The sequence below is a fragment of the Deinococcus proteolyticus MRP genome, from assembly GCF_000190555.1.
Taxonomy (GTDB): Bacteria; Deinococcota; Deinococci; order Deinococcales; family Deinococcaceae; genus Deinococcus; species Deinococcus proteolyticus.
The window spans coordinates 1,120,718-1,135,693 of sequence record NC_015161.1 but is presented as its reverse complement, the minus strand read 5'-3'; the positions used below and the strand labels follow the sequence as shown (position 1 = coordinate 1,135,693).

Here is a 14,976-nt window from a genome sequence, read left to right as displayed (position 1 = left end):
GTTTCGTCCCGGATTATGATGTCCCTATGACACAACCAAGCCCGTCCAACCTTGCCGCCCTGCTGGACCGCGACTCGGCCCAGGCCGAACTGTTCGAGCTGCTGCGCATTCCCTCGGTCAGCTCCGACAGCACCCGCAAGGAGGCGATGGGCCAAACGGCCGAGTACCTGCGGGCCAAGCTGGCAAGCCTGGGCTTCAGCGCCCGCGTGGACGAAACCCCTGGGCACCCCGTGGTCTACGCCGAGCACCTCAAGGCCCCCGGCAAACCCACCGTGCTGGTGTACGGCCACTACGACGTGCAGCCCGAAGACCCTGTCGGGGAATGGGTCAGCCCGCCCTTTGAACCTGAGGTGCGTGATGGCCGTATCTACGCCCGTGGGGCCACCGACGACAAGGGCCAGGCCTACGCCCACGTGCGCGGCGCCGAGCTGCTGCTCTCGCAAGGCGAGCTGCCCGTGAACCTCAAATTCCTGTTGGAAGGCGAAGAAGAAATCGGCAGCCCCAACCTCGAACCCTACCTGGAAGCCCACAAGGACGAGCTGAAAAACGATGTCATCGTGATTTCCGACGGCAGCCGCTTTGCTAAGGACGTGCCCACCGTGACCTACGGCCTGCGCGGACTGGCCTACATCGAGGTGCGCGTGCAGGGGGCCAGCCGCGACCTGCACTCGGGCAGCTACGGCGGGGCTGCGCCCAACCCCATCAACGCACTGTGCGAAATCATCGCGGGACTCAAGGACGAGCAGGGCCGCATCACCGTGCCCGGCTTTTACGATTCGGTGATTCCGCTGACCGAGCAGGAGCGCGAAATGTGGGCGGACCTGCCGCACTCCGATGAGGAATTCGCTGCCAGCATCGGTGCTTCGGCGCTGCCTGGTGAACAGGGGTACTCCACGCTGGAGCGCATCTGGGGCCGGCCTACGCTGGACGTGAACGGCATCTGGGGCGGCTTCCAGGGCGAGGGCAGCAAGACCGTGATTGCCGCCAAGGCGGGGGCCAAGATTTCCTGCCGCCTGGTGCCCGGTCAGGACCCGGCGGCCGTGACCAAGGCCCTGATGGACTACATCCCCACCCTGGCTCCGAAGGGTGTGCAGGTGGAAGTGATTGACCACCACGGCGGGCAGCCGGTCAAGTTTGACCTGGATAGCCCCTTCATCAAAGCCGCTGACCGTGCGCTGGAGCGGGTGTACGGCAAACCTGCCGCCTTTGGCCGCACCGGAGGCAGCATTCCCATCGTGGCCGACTTTGCCCGCATCCTGGGTGCCCCCGTCCTGCTGGTGGACCTGGGCGTGAATGAGGACGGCCTGCACAGCCCCAACGAGAGCTTCGCGCAGGAGGACTACTTCAACGGCATCCTGACCAGCGCGTATCTGATGCAGGAAATCGCCCTTGCGAGCGAGAGCGAGTAGCGAAAAAGAGTGGCGGGCCGTCCCGCCGCTCCGGAAGGGACGACATGATCAATAAAGAAAAAGTGCCGACGCGCCTGGGCTTTCTGGCGTCACACGGGGGCAGTGGCGCGCGCGCCATCGCGGCGGCGTGCCGATCCGGCGAGCTGGCCGCCGTGCCGGTGGCCCTGGCGAGCAACAACAGCCGCTCCTCGGCGCTGGCCTGGGCGCGGGCCGAAGGAGGATTGGCTGCCGCACATCTCAGCAGTGCCCGCTTTCCGGACCCCGCCGAGCTGGACGGTGCCATTCTGGCTTTTTTGCAGGAGAACAGCGTGGACGTGCTGGTGCTGAGCGGGTACATGAAAGTGTTGGGGCCGCAGGTGCTGGAAGCCTACGCGGGCCGCGTCCTGAACATCCACCCCAGCCTGCTGCCCAACTACGGCGGCCCCGGCATGTACGGCGACCGCGTTCACGCCGCCGTGATTGCAGCGGGCGAGCGCGAATCGGGCGCCACGGTGCATCTGGTCACGGCCGGGGTGGACGAAGGCCCGGTGCTGGCGCAGAGCAACGTGCCGGTGCTGCTGACCGATTCGGTGGAGCAGCTGCGCGCCCGCGTGCAGGCCACCGAGGGGCCGCTGTACGTGCGGGCGCTGGGGCGGTTCCTGGCCGGCTGGACCCGGCCGGGTGCGCCGTAAACTGCACGACCTGCGCGAGTGGACCGGAGCGCTGGACTATTCCCAGCGCCCCGTCCCCTTCGGCCCTTTCCTGATGGTGGACTTTACCGCTTACCGGGTCAGGCGGCCGCTCACCGTGGACTTTGACGGCGAACCGCTGCGGCTATTCGACCACGGCTGGCGCTGGATTCGGGCGCATCCGCTGGACGCTCCGGCGGGTGTGGTGGGAGACGCACTCACCGTGCTGCTGGACGCCTCTGGTACGCCGCTGGAACTGTACGTGGATATCCACCAGGGCGGCGGCTGGGATGAGATGGCGGGCCTCCCCTGGATAGACGACCTGTACCTCGACGTGGCCGGGCTGTTCGGCCCCGGCTGGCAGCCCCGGCACCTGCTGCTGCTGGACGGGGACGAGCTGGCCGGGGCAGTGGCCGGCGGGGAGTTGACAGCGGCGCAGTCGGCGGCCATTTATGCCCGCGCAGAGCAGGTCATGGCGGCGCTGAATGCCCACACTTATGCTCCGCTGCTGGCGGTGCGAGCCTATTTGCAATCCGGGGCAGCTTTGGGGTAAGCTGCTTGCCGCTGTGGAACGGTGCCCGAGTGGTTGAAGGGGCACGCCTGGAAAGCGTGTATAGGGGCAACTCTATCGAGGGTTCGAATCCCTCTCGTTCCGCCACAAGACAGAACTGCCGCCCCATTCCAGGGCGGTTTTTTTATTGCCTTGCCGTCCGGTCAGTGGGGCCGTACCCGCCAGGCACTCCACAGCGGTAGCAGGGCCAGGACGCCGGCAGCGGCGGCCAGGGCCGGAAATCCGGCCTGCGCCATCAGCAGGCCGCCCAGCAGCGTGCCCAGCGCCGAGGCGGCGAAGGCCAGCGAGTCGCTGGGGCCCTGCGCGGCCGGAAAGCGGGCCAGCACCTTGGAAGAGGTCAGCGAAATCAGGTTCCATCCTAGTCCCAGCACGAACATGCTGAGCAGCAGCCCCGCGTGGGTCTCCGATACCGAGGTGGCCGCGGCCAGCAGCAGCAGCGCCCCGCCCGCCACGAAGCCGAAGCGTAGGCCCAGCCGGTCAATCAGCGGGCCGGTCAGCAGGCCGAAGGCGAACATTCCCGCGATATGGCCTGAAATCAGCTGCGCGATGGAGCCGTGTTCCTGCCCCATGTGGTGTGCCCGCAGTGGGGTCAGGCTCATCAGTGTCACCATGATGGCCTGAGCGGCGGCAAAGGCGGCGGCAGTGCTTTTGACGCCCGGCATGGCCAGTGCTGCGGCCAGTGAAGGGCGGGCGGGCGCTGCGGCGCCCCTCTGCGCTGCCGCTGCCGGCTCCTGCACCGGACGCCACAGGGCCATCAGTCCGGCGGCCAAGCCCAGCAGGCCGGCGCCCACCAGCCAGCCGGTGACTTCTTCGCCGGTGCCCAGCTGGTTTCCCAGGGCCGTAATCTGCACCCCGAAGCCGGTCATCACCCACGAGCCCAGCACGCTCATCATCATCAGGAGGCCCAGCGCCAACCCGCGAACCTGCGCCGGCACACTTTCGGCGGCGGCGTAGCGCGCCTGCTGAAAGCCGCCCTGCGCCGCGCCCAGGGTGGCGGCCCCGGCCAGAAACAGCGGCGTCATGCCCCAGCTGGCGCCCAAAAAGCCCAGTACCCCGCCCAGCGTGCCCAGTCCGAACGCGCTGGCCAGCCCCAGCCGGCGGCCCCGGCGCAGCATCAGTGCCCCGAAGTAGGCCGCCGACAGGGCCGCTGCCACGCTGATCAGGGTGGCGGGCAGCCCGCTGAGCCGCTCGCTGCCCAGGTCAGACATCACCAGCGAGGCCAGGATGGTGCTCACCGTGGTGGCCCCGGTCGCCAGTGCCTGAGACAGATACAGCGGCCATAGCCGGGCGGCCAGAACAGGAAAGCTGTGCGGGTGGGAAGAGGCGGGGGAGGCGGTCACTCCGCCACTATTTCATCTCGCTCTATGTCAGGCCGCCAGTTCGGGACTGTCTATAACTTCGCCATCATTCCACCGTCACTCCACAGTCAGAACCGGGTGATAGAACGCTCACTATGAACAACCGAAAAAAATGGAGCCGTAACCTGCTGAACTGCGGTCTAAGTGGCAGCCTGCTGCTGAGTCTGGGTGCGGCGGGTGCGCAGACCGCCCCAGCCCGTTCGCTCGCTGGCGAGTGGACCGTGGTGGGACCGGACGAGGTGGTGGGCGGCGCCGCTGCCGGCAGGGCGCCGTCTCTGACGCTGGATGGCCGCTCGGCGCTCGGCGGCACGGCGGGCTGCAACCGCCTGAGCGGCCGCTACGCTGCGCGCGGCACGGTGCTGCTGACCTCGGGCCTGGCCGTGACCCGCATGGCCTGCGACCCCCAGACCATGCAGGTGGAAAGCGAGCTGCTGAGCCGCCTGAACCGCGTCACCCGCTTTGCACTGGACGGCGAACTGCTGACCCTCAAGGGAAGCCAGGGTGACCTGCTGCTGCGCCGCACCGGCCCGGCCCTCAATCTGGGCAGCCCCCTGACTCCGGCCCCACAGGAGGAAAGCATGACTCCGCCCATGACACCTATCAACGGTTCCGCGCCGGCTCCGGCCTCTCCCCAAGCGGCTGCCGGCAGCTGGCAGGTCCGCTCCCTGACGGTGGGCGGCCAGCCGGTGCCGCTGCGTCCCGGTGCGGCGTTTGACCTGAGCTTCACGGGCCCGGCGCTGGAGCTGTCGGGCAGCCTGGGCTGCAACCGGCTGCGGGCGGCCGGGCAGGTACAGAGTGCCGGGGTAAAGGGCCGCACCGAGCAGACCGAGTGGCTGCTGACGGGCGTCACTTCCACCCGCATGGCCTGTGACCCTGAGCTGACGGCCGCCGAAACCCGGCTGACGGGCCTGCTGCGTGGAGCCCTCAGCGCCGAGCTGTCGGGGGACCGGCTCACCCTGCGCTCGGTCAACGGGGAACTGGTGCTGGAACGTGCGGCTGGGGAAGCAGCCTCCGTGTGGGCTCCCAGTTATCAGGGCACGGCGCTGCGCCTGAAGGGGCAGGACGTGACCCTGAGCCAGGCCGCCACCTTCCGGTTCGAGCCTCAGGCGGACGGCTCTCTGCGCCTGAGCGGCAGCGCCGGCTGCAATAGGCTGTTCGGAACCGGTCAGCCCGAAGGAAACGGCTGGAGCTTTGCCGCACTGGGCGGCACCCTGATGGCCTGCGCCGACATGAGCGCCGAAGAAAGTGTGACCGCGCTGCTGGGCGATTCCTTCAAACTGTTCCGTGAAGGCGAGACCCTCGCGCTGCGCTCGGCACGCGGCGAGCTGCAGCTGACGCCCACTGCGGCGGCCGACCCGCAGCCGGCGGAGGCCACGCGCCCGAGCGGCCGTTACACCCTGGCCGAGCTGCGCCGGGGCGCGGAGGTGCTGGACCTGGGCACCTTCAACCGGCCGGTCACCCTGACCTTTGGCCAGGACCCTCAGGGCCAGGCGACGCTGGGCGGCTCGGATGGCTGCAATACGTTCGGTGGCAGCTACGAGTGGGTAGGCGGCCAGCTCGCCTTTCCTCAGCCGCTGGCCGGCACCATGATGTTCTGCCCCAGCCTGGAGACCATGCCCAGCCTGCCAGCCACCCTGCAGGCCTCGCCCGAAACCGTGCTGGACGGGGAGACCCTCATCCTGCGCCAGGGGGGCGTGGAGTGGGTGTTCCGCCGGGGTTGAGCCCCGCCCTCATCCTCCGCATCCTCCAATTGACCGCCTGTCCCGGATGGGCCGTTTCTGCACCGAGTGGCCCATTTCCTGCGGTGCCGATGCTTTAGGCTGGGGCGCATGGCTGTTTCCGGCCCCCCTTTCTCCGTCGGTGCTGCCCCGGTCCTGTCCGGTGCACCCCTCGACCCTGCCCCACTGGACGCTGCCCTGGCCCAGAGTGCAGCGCTGCACGGCCACCTGTGCCCCCGGCAAGTGCTGGGAGCGCGCTCGGCGCTGCTGGCCGGCCGCCTGCTGGACCTGCCGCTGCCCCGCACCGACAAGCGCCTGCTGGTCCTGGCCGAAACCGATGGCTGCTACGCCGACGGTCTTTCGGCGGCGAGCGGCTGCTGGCTGGGCCGGCGCACCCTGCGGCTGATGGACTACGGGCGGGTGGCCGCCACCTTCGTGGATACCCGCACCGGGCGGGCCGTGCGCGTGTGGCCGCAGACCGACCTGCGCGAACGGGTGCGTGCTGCCCGGCCGCCGGAGCAAAAGCGTTATCAGGCCTATCTGGACGCTTACCGCAGCTGGCCCGACGCCCGGCTGCTGGCGGCGCGGGAGGTGACGCTCAACTTCGACCTGGACGGCCTGCTCAGTCGCCACGGCCAGCGCGAGGTGTGCAGCGGCTGCGGCGAGGAAATTATCAACGAGCGCTGGGTGCGCCGGGGTGAGCGGGTGCTGTGCCCGGCCTGCTTGTCGGGCGCTTACTACGTCTGGGCGCCGCCTTTAACCGAGTTGTAACGCCCTACGCGCAGCATGGCCCCATGAATAGAGTTCTTCCTGCCCTGGGGATCACGGCGCTGCTGGCGGCCGGTGCCTACGGGGGCTATCAGTTTTCCGAACTGCGCGGCGAGCCGGCCCAGGTGGTGCAGCTTGACCCCTCGGCCGACCCGGCTTCGGGCGCAGCCACGGCCAGCACCGCTCAGGCCCGGGCCGTGACCACTGCGGCGTCGGCTCCGGCTCTGGCTGCTGACAGCGCCGCCCGCACCGAATCCGAGCAGAACACGGCCAGCGTGGTGAAATCCAGCTCCGACGGCCTGGTGTTTATCGAGACCACCAGCACCGTGCAGCCCAACTTGCAGCAGCAGATGCTGGAACAGCTGTTCGGGCAGGGCAGCCGCGAGCCGCTGACACCCCGCGAGGCCCAGGGCCTGGGCAGCGGCTTTTTCGTGACGTCCAGCGGCGACATCCTGACCAATTACCACGTGGTGCAGGACGCCGACGAAATCACCGTGCGGCTGCATAACGACACCCGCTCGTACCCCGCCGAAGTGGTGGGCACCGCCCCCGACTACGACCTGGCCCTGATTCGCGCCAAGAACCTGCCGAAAGAGGAGATTCACGCCCTCCCGCTAGGCGACGACAAATCGCTGGAAGTGGGCCTCAAGGCCATCGCGCTGGGGGCTCCGTTCGGGCTGGACTTCAGCGTGTCCGAAGGCATCATTTCCAGCCTGGAGCGCGAGGCTCCGGTCGGCGTGGGCGACGTGCTGCAGCCGGTCATTCAGACCGACGCGGCCATCAACCCGGGCAACTCGGGCGGGCCGCTGCTCAACTCGGCCGGGCAGGTGGTGGGCGTGAACACCCAGATTCTGACCGGGGGCATCGGCCAGAGCGCGGGCGTGGGCTTCGCCATTCCGGTCAGCACGGTCAAGGGTCTGCTGCCGCAGCTGCAAAGCGGCGAGGAAATCAAGACGCCGGTGATGGGCATTTCCATGCTGGACCTGAGCAGCGCCGACCCTGAGCTGCGCGGCGAAGCCGGCCTGCCCGAAACGGGAGTGCTGGTCACGCGGGTCTTTCCTGGCAGCCCGGCCGCTGCGGCGGGCCTGAAAGCTGCCGAACCTGTCCGGCGCGACGACGGCAGCGTGATGCCGAACAGTGACGCCGATGTCATCACGGCGGTGGACGGCAAGCAGGTGGACAGCTCCGAGGACATCCGCACCGCCATGATTGGCAAGCGGGTGGGCGATACGGTGCGCCTGACCGTGCAGCGGGGCAAGAAAACGTCACAGCTGGATGTCAAGCTGACCGACTTCCGCTTCAATTGATGTTTGGTTTACCGGCGCCTGGGCCTGGGCGCCGGCCGCCCTATACTCGGGCGTATGGAACTTTTGCAACTTCTGGCGGGCCAGATGCAGGCCCAGCAGGTCGGCCAGCGCGTCGGCGCCAGCCCCGAGCAGACCCAGGACGCCCTGCAGGCCGCCGTGCCGCTGCTGCTGGGTGCCCTGACCCGCAACGCTCAGCAGGGTCAGGCGGCCGCCATTGAGCAGGCGGTGGCTCAGCACGGCGAGCAGGAACTGGAAAGCTTCGCCCGCGCCGGTCAGCTGCCGGACATGCAGGACGGTCAGGCCGCCCTGCAGCACATCTTCGGCGGTCAGCAGCAGGCGGCGGCCAACGCGGTGGGCCAGCGCTCGGGCATTGACCCCCAGCTGGCCCTGCAGATTCTGAGCATCGCCGCGCCGCTGGTGCTGAGTTACCTTAACCGCCAGCGTCAGCAGGGGGCCGGCGCAGGTCAGACGGCCGGCCTGCCCGGCGGCTTCCCTGGTGGCCTGCCGGGTCAGACTGGCGCCGCAGCTCCGGCGGGCGGCGACATCACCTCGGTCCTGACGAGCGTGCTGGGTGGTCTGCTGGGCGGTGGCCTGGGCGGCCAGAGCCTGCCTGGACAGATTGGGGCTGGACAGCTTGGTACTGGGCAGAATGCCCCCATGCAGAATCTGCCCGGCGCGGCGGGAACCGGCGCTGGCAACCTCGGTGGGCTGCTGGGTACCCTGAACCGCGCCCTGGACCGTGACGGCGACGGCAGTGCCCTGAACGAAGTCATGGACATGCTGGGCCGCCGCCGCAGCTGAGCCGGGCGCGGGGCACGGGATAGAGCGTGAAGCGCAGAGGTGGGCCCAGCCAGGCTCGCCTCTGCGTTGTTTGTTCGCGGCCGTGCCCGGTCTTCAGCGCGCTGCCCCCAAGCTGTCCACCCCCTTTGAGCGTACCCTCACCAACTGCTTAAGATCAGCTGAGTGTCAGATTGGTTGCAATACTGAAAGTTGGTATGCGCGTGGCTTTGTCGGTTCCCCGGGTCTCCGTGCCCAGAGGCTGGCCCCAGCTGGCTGGAGCTGCCGCCGTGTGGTTGCTGATCCTGGGCGTACTGGTCGGCGGATTTTCCCTGTGGCAGCTGAGCGGCAGTGGGCCGCAGTACCGGCCGCTGAACTCTGCAGTCTGGCGTGGGGCGGACGTGGCCACGGCACCGGACGCCAACCCGCGCCGTGACATGGCTTTCGCGGCGCAGGACTGGCTGGAAGCCCGGCACCCGGCCCGCTTGCAGGTGTACACCCTGCTGGGTCCGGCCGACGCTTTCCCGGCGGCCATGACCGAAGCCTACCGGGTGGGCTGCGGATTCACGGCTCCCGGCTGCGAAACCGAGGACTGGTTGCTGGTGCGGTACGGCGGGGACGGGCGGGTGGTGGCCACCACATTTCAGCCGGCCGCCGGGTCCGACTGAGGGTGGTCCCGGGCCTCCTTGGCAGGGCACATTCTCCGCAGTGCCGAGCCCGGCCAGACGCTCCAGCTGATGCGGAATAGGGGTCTCGTGTGGGAAGCAGGTACCCGCTGGGAAGTGGGCGCACTGTGGCATAGCGGGCAGACGCGCTAAGCTGCCCGCTATGCAGTCTCTTTCCTCCCGCACGCCCGCAGCCGCCACCTATCTGATTGAAAAGGTGGTGTCGGGCGGGCTGGGGCTGGCCCGCGACGAGTCGGGCGTCGTTCTGATTCGCGGCGCTCTGCCCGGCGAGCGTGTGCGCGCCGAAATCCGCAGCGGCAAGGGCGTGCGCCAGGGCCACGTGACCGAGGTGCTGGAAGCCAGCCCCGACCGGGTGGCCAGGTCTGAACCTGCCCTGCCCACCACTGACCTGGCCCACGCCAGCTACGCGGCGCAGCTGCGCTACAAGCGCGATTTCGTGGTAGAAGCGCTGACCCGCATCGGCAAGCTGAGCGGTCACCGGGTGGAGGAGACGGTGCCCAGTCCGGCCCAGACCGGCTACCGCAGCGGCGCCCAGTATCTGGTGACGCCGCAGGGCCTGGCCTACCGCGAGCGCCGGGAACACCGCCCCCGACTGGTGGAGCACGACCCCCTGATTGCTCCCTTCGTGGCCGAGCTGCTCTCTCGGCTGGATCCGGCGCTGCTGGCACCCGCGGGCGAAATCGCCGTGCGCGGTTCGTTCCTGAGCGGTGAAGTGGTGGCCGCCCTGATTGGTCCCGGCGAACCCCGCACCTACCTGCGGGCGGCCGACCACCTGATGGACGCCGGCGCCGTGGGTGTCAGCCTGGCGGCGCCGGCCGGCAAGCGCTTCAGCGCGGGCGTGCGCCTGATTGCCGGCGAAAGCACCGTGCCCGAGCGCTTCGGCGACGTGATTCTGCCGGTGAGCGCTGTGGGGTTCTCGCAGGTGAACCCGGCCGCTGCCGGTCTGGCCTACTTGCAGGTGGCCGAGCTGGCCGGTCAGGGCAGCCACGCCGCCGACCTGTACGGCGGGGCCGGCGCCATCGGCCGGCACCTGACTCGCAGCTTCGAGCAGGTAACCGTGCTGGACAGCTCCGCCGAAGCCCTGACCCGTGGCCGGCAGGCGGCGGGCGAGGCCGAAATCCGCAACATCACTTTTCAGCAGGGAGCAGCCGAGGAACTGGAAGAACTGAGTGCCGAAGTGATTGTGGTGGACCCGCCCCGCGCCGGTCTGGACCCGGCCGTGCGGGGGCACATCCATGCCTCGACCGCCGACCGCCTGGTGTACGTGTCGTGTGACCCGGCCACCTGGGCGCGCGACGTGGGCGACCTGGTGGGGCGGGGCTGGAAACTGGGCCGCGTGGTGCCGCACGACTTTTATCCGCAGACCAGTCACGTGGAAGTGGTCAGCGTGCTGGAGCGCTAAGCCCTGAGAATGAACCTCCCGTCAGCCGGGCATCACCGGGCCAACATGTGGCCTGGAGTGCCCGGCGCTACTTTGGGAATATGCGAAAAAAGGAATGGAGTGGGTGGGGCTGGTCTGCTTGCTGAGCGGTGCGCTGGGTCTAGGGCAAGCCGCAGCAGGCAGCGCGGCGCCGGCAGCGGCACAGGAACAGGGACAGGGACAGGCTCCAGCGCGGGTACAGGCCACTGCGGCAGACCCGGCTGCGCTGGAGCGCTTGCTGAGCCGCATCTCCGAGGGCAACTATGTGTTGGGCAAGCTGCCGCCGGGCGTTGAGGTGCCGCTGCCTGCGCGCACGGAAATTGTCGGCGGTCAGTTTGCCCCCGAGGGCGGCAGCGCGGCCGTCTATCTGGACACGGCCCTCAGTGGGGCGGCCCTGCAGGACTTTTATCTGGCCCAGAGCGGATGGAAGCAGGGGCAGCCCGGCTGGGGTGAGGCCGAAAGTGGTTTCGTGGCTGCCGAGGAGCCGGATGCCGCAGGGCAGCCGCTGATCTTTTACCGCACTGCGCCGGCGGCTGTGATTCAGCTGACCTTCAGCGGTCCGGCGGACACTCAGGGCCGCCGCCCGCTGGTCCTGTGGTACAGAACAGGAGCCGACGCGGTGCGGCAGGTCAGCTCTCCACAGCGGTTCGGGCCGGGCTATGGGCCGAGCAACCTTCCCACCCTGCGGGCGCCGGCAGGCGTCACAGTGGGAGGCGGCGGGAGCGGCCGCAGTGACGCGGACTGGCATCAGTCCACTAGCTTGCAGGGTGAGGTGACGCTGAGCGCGCTGCACAGTCACTACGCCGCGCAGCTGAAGCAGCAGGGCTGGACCCAGGCTGGGGAGCTGGTGCAGGAGCGCTCTGCTACCTCGCTGTGGACCCTGCCCGCCCGCGGGGACCAGGGACCGCGTGAGCTGGTGCTGAACCTGGGCGCACGCTCAGGCCAGGAGTTCTCGGGCTTTTTGCTGCTGCGCGAACTGAATCCCTGACTCGGCCCGGCGCTACGGTGTGCCGGCCTCCCCGGCGGCTACACTGGGCGCTGTGTTACGTCTCGCATTCTGGCTGACCGCTCTGCTGCTGCTTCCGCTGGGGCTGGGCCTGTACTGGCTGCCCCAGGCGACTGCTGACCTGCTGGGCGCTTCGCCGCTGTGGCTGGTACGCGGCGCCGGCGCACTGCTTACGGCCTGGAGCCTGGGCCTGCTGTACGCCGGTTACCGCAGCGACCCCACCGGCCGGGTGAATCTGGTGGCCGGCAACCTGCTGCTGGCCGCCACGCTGGGAGCCGCTGCGCTGCGCCTGGACCTGCCCGGCGAGACCACCGTGCTGGCCGTGGCTGCCCTGCTGCTGGCACTGGGGCTGGTGGGGCTGCTGGCTCCCCGCCGCCCGGCAGCAGTCCCCATGCACGAAGCGGTCCGCCATGACTGATTCCGGCGAACGCCTCCAGAAAGTCCTGGCCCGCGCCGGGGTGGCCTCGCGCCGCGCTGCCGAGGAACTCATCACGGCAGGCCGCGTGGCGGTGAACGGTATCCCGGCGGGCCTTGGCGTGCGGGTCCAGCCGGGCGACCGCGTGACGGTGGACGGCGAGCCTGTCGCCGCTCCCACGCCGCACGTCACCTACATGCTGCACAAGCCGGCCGGCTTCGTGACCACCGCGCAGGACGAGCTGGGCCGCCGAACCGTGCTGGACGCCATGCCGCCGGTGCCCGGCCTGCATCCGGTAGGCCGGCTCGACAAGGACTCCGAAGGGTTGCTGATTCTGACCACCGACGGCGACCTGACCCTGCGCCTGACCCATCCCCGTTTCGAGCACGAAAAGGTGTACCGGGTGTGGTGCTTCCCCGAACCCGGCGAGCAGGAGCTGGCGGCGCTGCGGCGCGGCGTAGAGCTGGAAGAGGGGTTCGCCCGCGCCGAGGTGGAGCCGGCTCCCGGCGGGGCACTGGCCCTGCTGCGTGAGGGCCGCAAGCGGCAGGTGCGCCGGATGTTCGCCGAGGTGGGCTGCCCGGTAGACCGGCTGCTGCGCTACCGGGTGGGCGGCCTGTGGCTGGGCGACCTGGGCCCCGGCGAGTTCGTGCAGCTGGGCGAGCAGGAACTGGACTGGCTGCTGCAGCCCGGCACACGCCAGCAGTCGCCGGCGCAGCGTGAGCAGGAGGCCCTGACCCGCCGGCTGTGGCTGTAGGCCTCCCCGGGCCCTCACAGTCTGCTAGACTGCCCCGCCGGGAGACAGACGGCCGCGCGGCTGCGCCCACCTGGGCACAGACCGTGAGGAAAGTCTGGGCACCACAGGGCGAGGATGCCAGCTAACGGCTGGTCGGCGAGCCCAGCGCCCCTGCTGCGCGCCTGCAGCGGGGGAAAGCGGCGAAGCCGAAGGACAGTGCCACAGAAACAAGACGGCCTGCGGCCGCGTATGCCAGGCGTGGCAGGCGGCAGGTCAAGGTGAAACGGTGCGGTAAGAGCGCACCAGGTTCCCAGGAGACTGGGAGCGCTGGTAAACCCCATCCGGTGCAAGACCCGACAGTGCGTGAGGGCGGCCCGCCCGTTTGCAGCGCCAGGATGGTCGCTTGAGGCGTCTGGCGACAGGCGTCCCAGAGAGATGGTCGTCCCTGCCCGCAGGGGCAGGACAGAACCCAGCTTATCGTCTCCCGGCAGCGCTTCCCCCCGTGGGAAGCGTTTTTTTCATGCTGCTTCCGGATTCATGCGGGCTGCGGCGGCTCGCTGACCAGCCAGCGCCGCTCCGCCCCGGTGACCTGAGACCCGTCCAGCCACAGCAGCGCTGCCCGCGTGCCGCTGCCGTGCAGCACGGCCGCCTGCCCGAAGTCGCCGCCCAGCCCTGCCAGCTCGGCCGGGCCCAGCCCCCTGACGATGAACGTGGGTTCCTGCCACTCGCCTTCGCCGTTGTGACCGGGGAAGAAGGGCCGGCCCAGACTGCGTAGGCGGCGCTCCAGTTCAGCTTGCCGCGCCGCGTTGCTGCTGCTGTCCGCCTGCTGCCCGGCAGGGTTCCAGGCCGTGACGATGCCCCAGCGCCCGGCGGCCCAACCGGGGCCGGGGCCGGGGCGCCCGCTCAGCCAGGCCGGTTCGGCAGCGGTGCCGTAACGGGTGGTCAGGAAAGCGTGGCGGAGCGGGTCACCGTGCAGTGGGTCGCCATGCCGCGGGTCACGGTGCGGCGCTGGGCCAGGGCCGGGGCCACGGCGCGTCACGCCTCTTTTTCCCCGGGCAGCGGGAGGGTGTCCACCTCGCCGCCCATCAGTTCGCGCAGCACGGCAGTGGCGAAGCTGCCACGCGGCAGGGCGAACTGCACCGTGTAGCCGTCCGGCGTGGGGCTCAGCTGCGGCGCTTCCAGAAAGTAGATGCGTGTGAGCCGGGTATCGCCGCGCAGGCCCGCCAGCGGCGTGCTGAAGTCTGCCGGTGTGAGGTCCAGCGCTGCCAGCGCTTCTTGCTCCAGCAGGCCGCCCTCTTCCCGCAGCGGCTGGCTCTTCTTGCCGAACAGGTTGCCTAGGGCGCTGACCTCGCCGCGTGCGGCCCGCTCGCTTTCGGCGGGGCTATCCACCCAGAATTCACCGCCGCTGCTGTGCTTCTTGGCCCGGTCGCCCGGCAGCAGGGCCGCGAACAGCCCCCGCTCCAGTCGCCGGCTGAGGTAGGCGTTGAAAACGCTGCTTTGCAGGGCCGACACCAGAAAGCGTCGCAGCCGGGGGTCGCTCAAGTTCGATTCGCCGCGCAGCACCCGCACGCCCTCGGCGGCGTTGATGCCGCCCAGCCCGAAGCGCTGCGGCCCGAAATAGTTGGGAATGCCCTGCGCTTCCAGCTCACGCAGCCGCGCCGCCGCCTGCTCGGCGGTGCCGGGCGCGCCGCGCACTTCCACCCGGAAACGGTTGCCGCGCAGGTGCCCCAGCCCCAGCTTGCCGGTGTGGCGGCCTGCTTCCAGTACCTCCACGCCGGGCAGGGCGAAGTGCGGCAGCCGCTTTTCGGCCGCAGCCGGCACCGACACCCACTGCGTGGTCACGGCGTGGCGGTCCTTTTGCCCCGCGCTGCCGATGTCGCGGTCCTTGACGCGCAGCTGCCGGGCCAGTTCGCGCAGCAGGTGCCCGGTGGTGTGGCCTTCTTTGCGCAGGTGAATCATCAGGTGTTCGCCCTCGCCGGCGGGCAGGTACAGCGGCAGCTCCTCTACCTGAAAGTCGGCCAGCTCGCGCCGCAGCTCCCCTCCGGTGCCCTCCTCGGCAGGCCGCTCACCCAGCCGTGCCAGGGAACTCCAGCGAAAGGTGAGGGCGTCGGCAGCAGGCAGGCGGGCAGGGTCGGTCACG

15 protein-coding genes, 1 tRNA gene and 1 other RNA gene are annotated in these 14,976 nt (G+C 69.6%); 14 read left to right on the top strand and 3 right to left on the bottom strand.

What is annotated here, in order from left to right; translation table 11 throughout:
- The first annotated feature begins 26 nt into the window (after positions 1 to 26).
- The 4 genes from DEIPR_RS05470 (at position 27) to DEIPR_RS05455 (ending at position 2,735) form a co-directional block, all read left to right on the top strand.
- Positions 27 to 1,409 (top strand): dipeptidase, encoded by a 1,383-nt coding sequence (locus tag DEIPR_RS05470; RefSeq protein WP_013614839.1) that lies wholly within the window; start codon positions 27 to 29, stop codon positions 1,407 to 1,409.
- Between the two features lie 44 nt (positions 1,410 to 1,453).
- Positions 1,454 to 2,080: a phosphoribosylglycinamide formyltransferase gene (gene purN / locus DEIPR_RS05465; protein ID WP_013614838.1), complete on the top strand. Its 627-nt coding sequence runs from the start codon at positions 1,454 to 1,456 to the stop codon at positions 2,078 to 2,080.
- On the top strand, positions 2,070 to 2,630 hold the full coding sequence (locus tag DEIPR_RS05460; protein ID WP_013614837.1) for a DUF402 domain-containing protein: 561 nt from the start codon (positions 2,070 to 2,072) through the stop codon (positions 2,628 to 2,630). Before purN ends, DEIPR_RS05460 begins: the two co-directional genes overlap by 11 nt.
- Positions 2,631 to 2,645: 15 nt before the next feature.
- A tRNA-Ser gene (locus DEIPR_RS05455) sits at positions 2,646 to 2,735 on the top strand.
- A 56-nt stretch (positions 2,736 to 2,791) separates the two neighbouring features.
- Here DEIPR_RS05455 and DEIPR_RS05450 read toward each other — a convergent pair.
- Positions 2,792 to 3,988, bottom strand: coding sequence for an MFS transporter (locus DEIPR_RS05450; RefSeq protein ID WP_013614836.1), 1,197 nt, complete (start codon positions 3,986 to 3,988; stop codon positions 2,792 to 2,794).
- Between the two features lie 113 nt (positions 3,989 to 4,101).
- On the opposite strand from DEIPR_RS05450, the gene DEIPR_RS05445 reads away from it, so the two are divergent.
- From DEIPR_RS05445 to rnpB, 10 genes are all read left to right on the top strand, one after another.
- Positions 4,102 to 5,727 carry an META domain-containing protein gene (locus tag DEIPR_RS05445; protein WP_013614835.1) on the top strand — a complete coding sequence of 542 codons (1,626 nt, stop codon included), beginning with the start codon at positions 4,102 to 4,104 and terminating at the stop codon, positions 5,725 to 5,727.
- Positions 5,728 to 5,835: 108 nt separating this feature from the next.
- Positions 5,836 to 6,495, top strand: coding sequence for an FmdE family protein (locus tag DEIPR_RS05440; RefSeq protein ID WP_013614834.1), 660 nt, complete (start codon positions 5,836 to 5,838; stop codon positions 6,493 to 6,495).
- 23 nt (positions 6,496 to 6,518) lie between these two features.
- On the top strand, positions 6,519 to 7,799 hold the full coding sequence (locus tag DEIPR_RS05435) for a S1C family serine protease (protein ID WP_013614833.1): 1,281 nt from the start codon (positions 6,519 to 6,521) through the stop codon (positions 7,797 to 7,799).
- Positions 7,800 to 7,853: 54 nt separating this feature from the next.
- Positions 7,854 to 8,600, top strand: a complete 747-nt coding sequence (locus tag DEIPR_RS05430) for a DUF937 domain-containing protein (protein WP_013614832.1) — start codon at positions 7,854 to 7,856, stop codon at positions 8,598 to 8,600.
- Positions 8,601 to 8,866: 266 nt separating this feature from the next.
- On the top strand, positions 8,867 to 9,244 hold the full coding sequence (locus DEIPR_RS05425) for a hypothetical protein (protein ID WP_013614831.1): 378 nt from the start codon (positions 8,867 to 8,869) through the stop codon (positions 9,242 to 9,244).
- Between the two features lie 160 nt (positions 9,245 to 9,404).
- Positions 9,405 to 10,664, top strand: a complete 1,260-nt coding sequence (locus DEIPR_RS05420; protein ID WP_013614830.1) for a class I SAM-dependent RNA methyltransferase — start codon at positions 9,405 to 9,407, stop codon at positions 10,662 to 10,664.
- A 94-nt stretch (positions 10,665 to 10,758) separates the two neighbouring features.
- Complete coding sequence (locus DEIPR_RS05415; protein ID WP_013614829.1) at positions 10,759 to 11,670, top strand: hypothetical protein; 912 nt, start codon at positions 10,759 to 10,761, stop codon at positions 11,668 to 11,670.
- A gap of 52 nt (positions 11,671 to 11,722) precedes the next feature.
- Positions 11,723 to 12,106 carry a hypothetical protein gene (locus DEIPR_RS05410; protein ID WP_041221963.1) on the top strand — a complete coding sequence of 128 codons (384 nt, stop codon included), beginning with the start codon at positions 11,723 to 11,725 and terminating at the stop codon, positions 12,104 to 12,106.
- The gene (locus tag DEIPR_RS05405) at positions 12,099 to 12,857 is read left to right on the top strand and encodes a pseudouridine synthase (protein ID WP_013614827.1); all 759 of its coding nucleotides are present in this window, start codon (positions 12,099 to 12,101) and stop codon (positions 12,855 to 12,857) included. The genes DEIPR_RS05410 and DEIPR_RS05405 overlap by 8 nt, the downstream gene beginning before the upstream one ends.
- Before the next feature lie 39 nt (positions 12,858 to 12,896).
- Positions 12,897 to 13,322, top strand: an RNA gene (gene rnpB / locus DEIPR_RS05400) — RNase P RNA component class A.
- A gap of 49 nt (positions 13,323 to 13,371) precedes the next feature.
- Here the strand turns inward: rnpB and DEIPR_RS05395 are convergent.
- Both DEIPR_RS05395 and truD read right to left on the bottom strand, forming a co-directional pair.
- Entirely contained in the window at positions 13,372 to 13,875 is a 504-nt protein-coding gene (locus tag DEIPR_RS05395; RefSeq protein ID WP_013614826.1) for a DUF3293 domain-containing protein, read from the bottom strand.
- Positions 13,872 to 14,975 carry a tRNA pseudouridine(13) synthase TruD gene (gene truD, locus DEIPR_RS05390; protein WP_013614825.1) on the bottom strand — a complete coding sequence of 368 codons (1,104 nt, stop codon included), beginning with the start codon at positions 14,973 to 14,975 and terminating at the stop codon, positions 13,872 to 13,874. The genes DEIPR_RS05395 and truD overlap by 4 nt, the downstream gene beginning before the upstream one ends.
- Position 14,976: the final 1 nt, after the last annotated feature.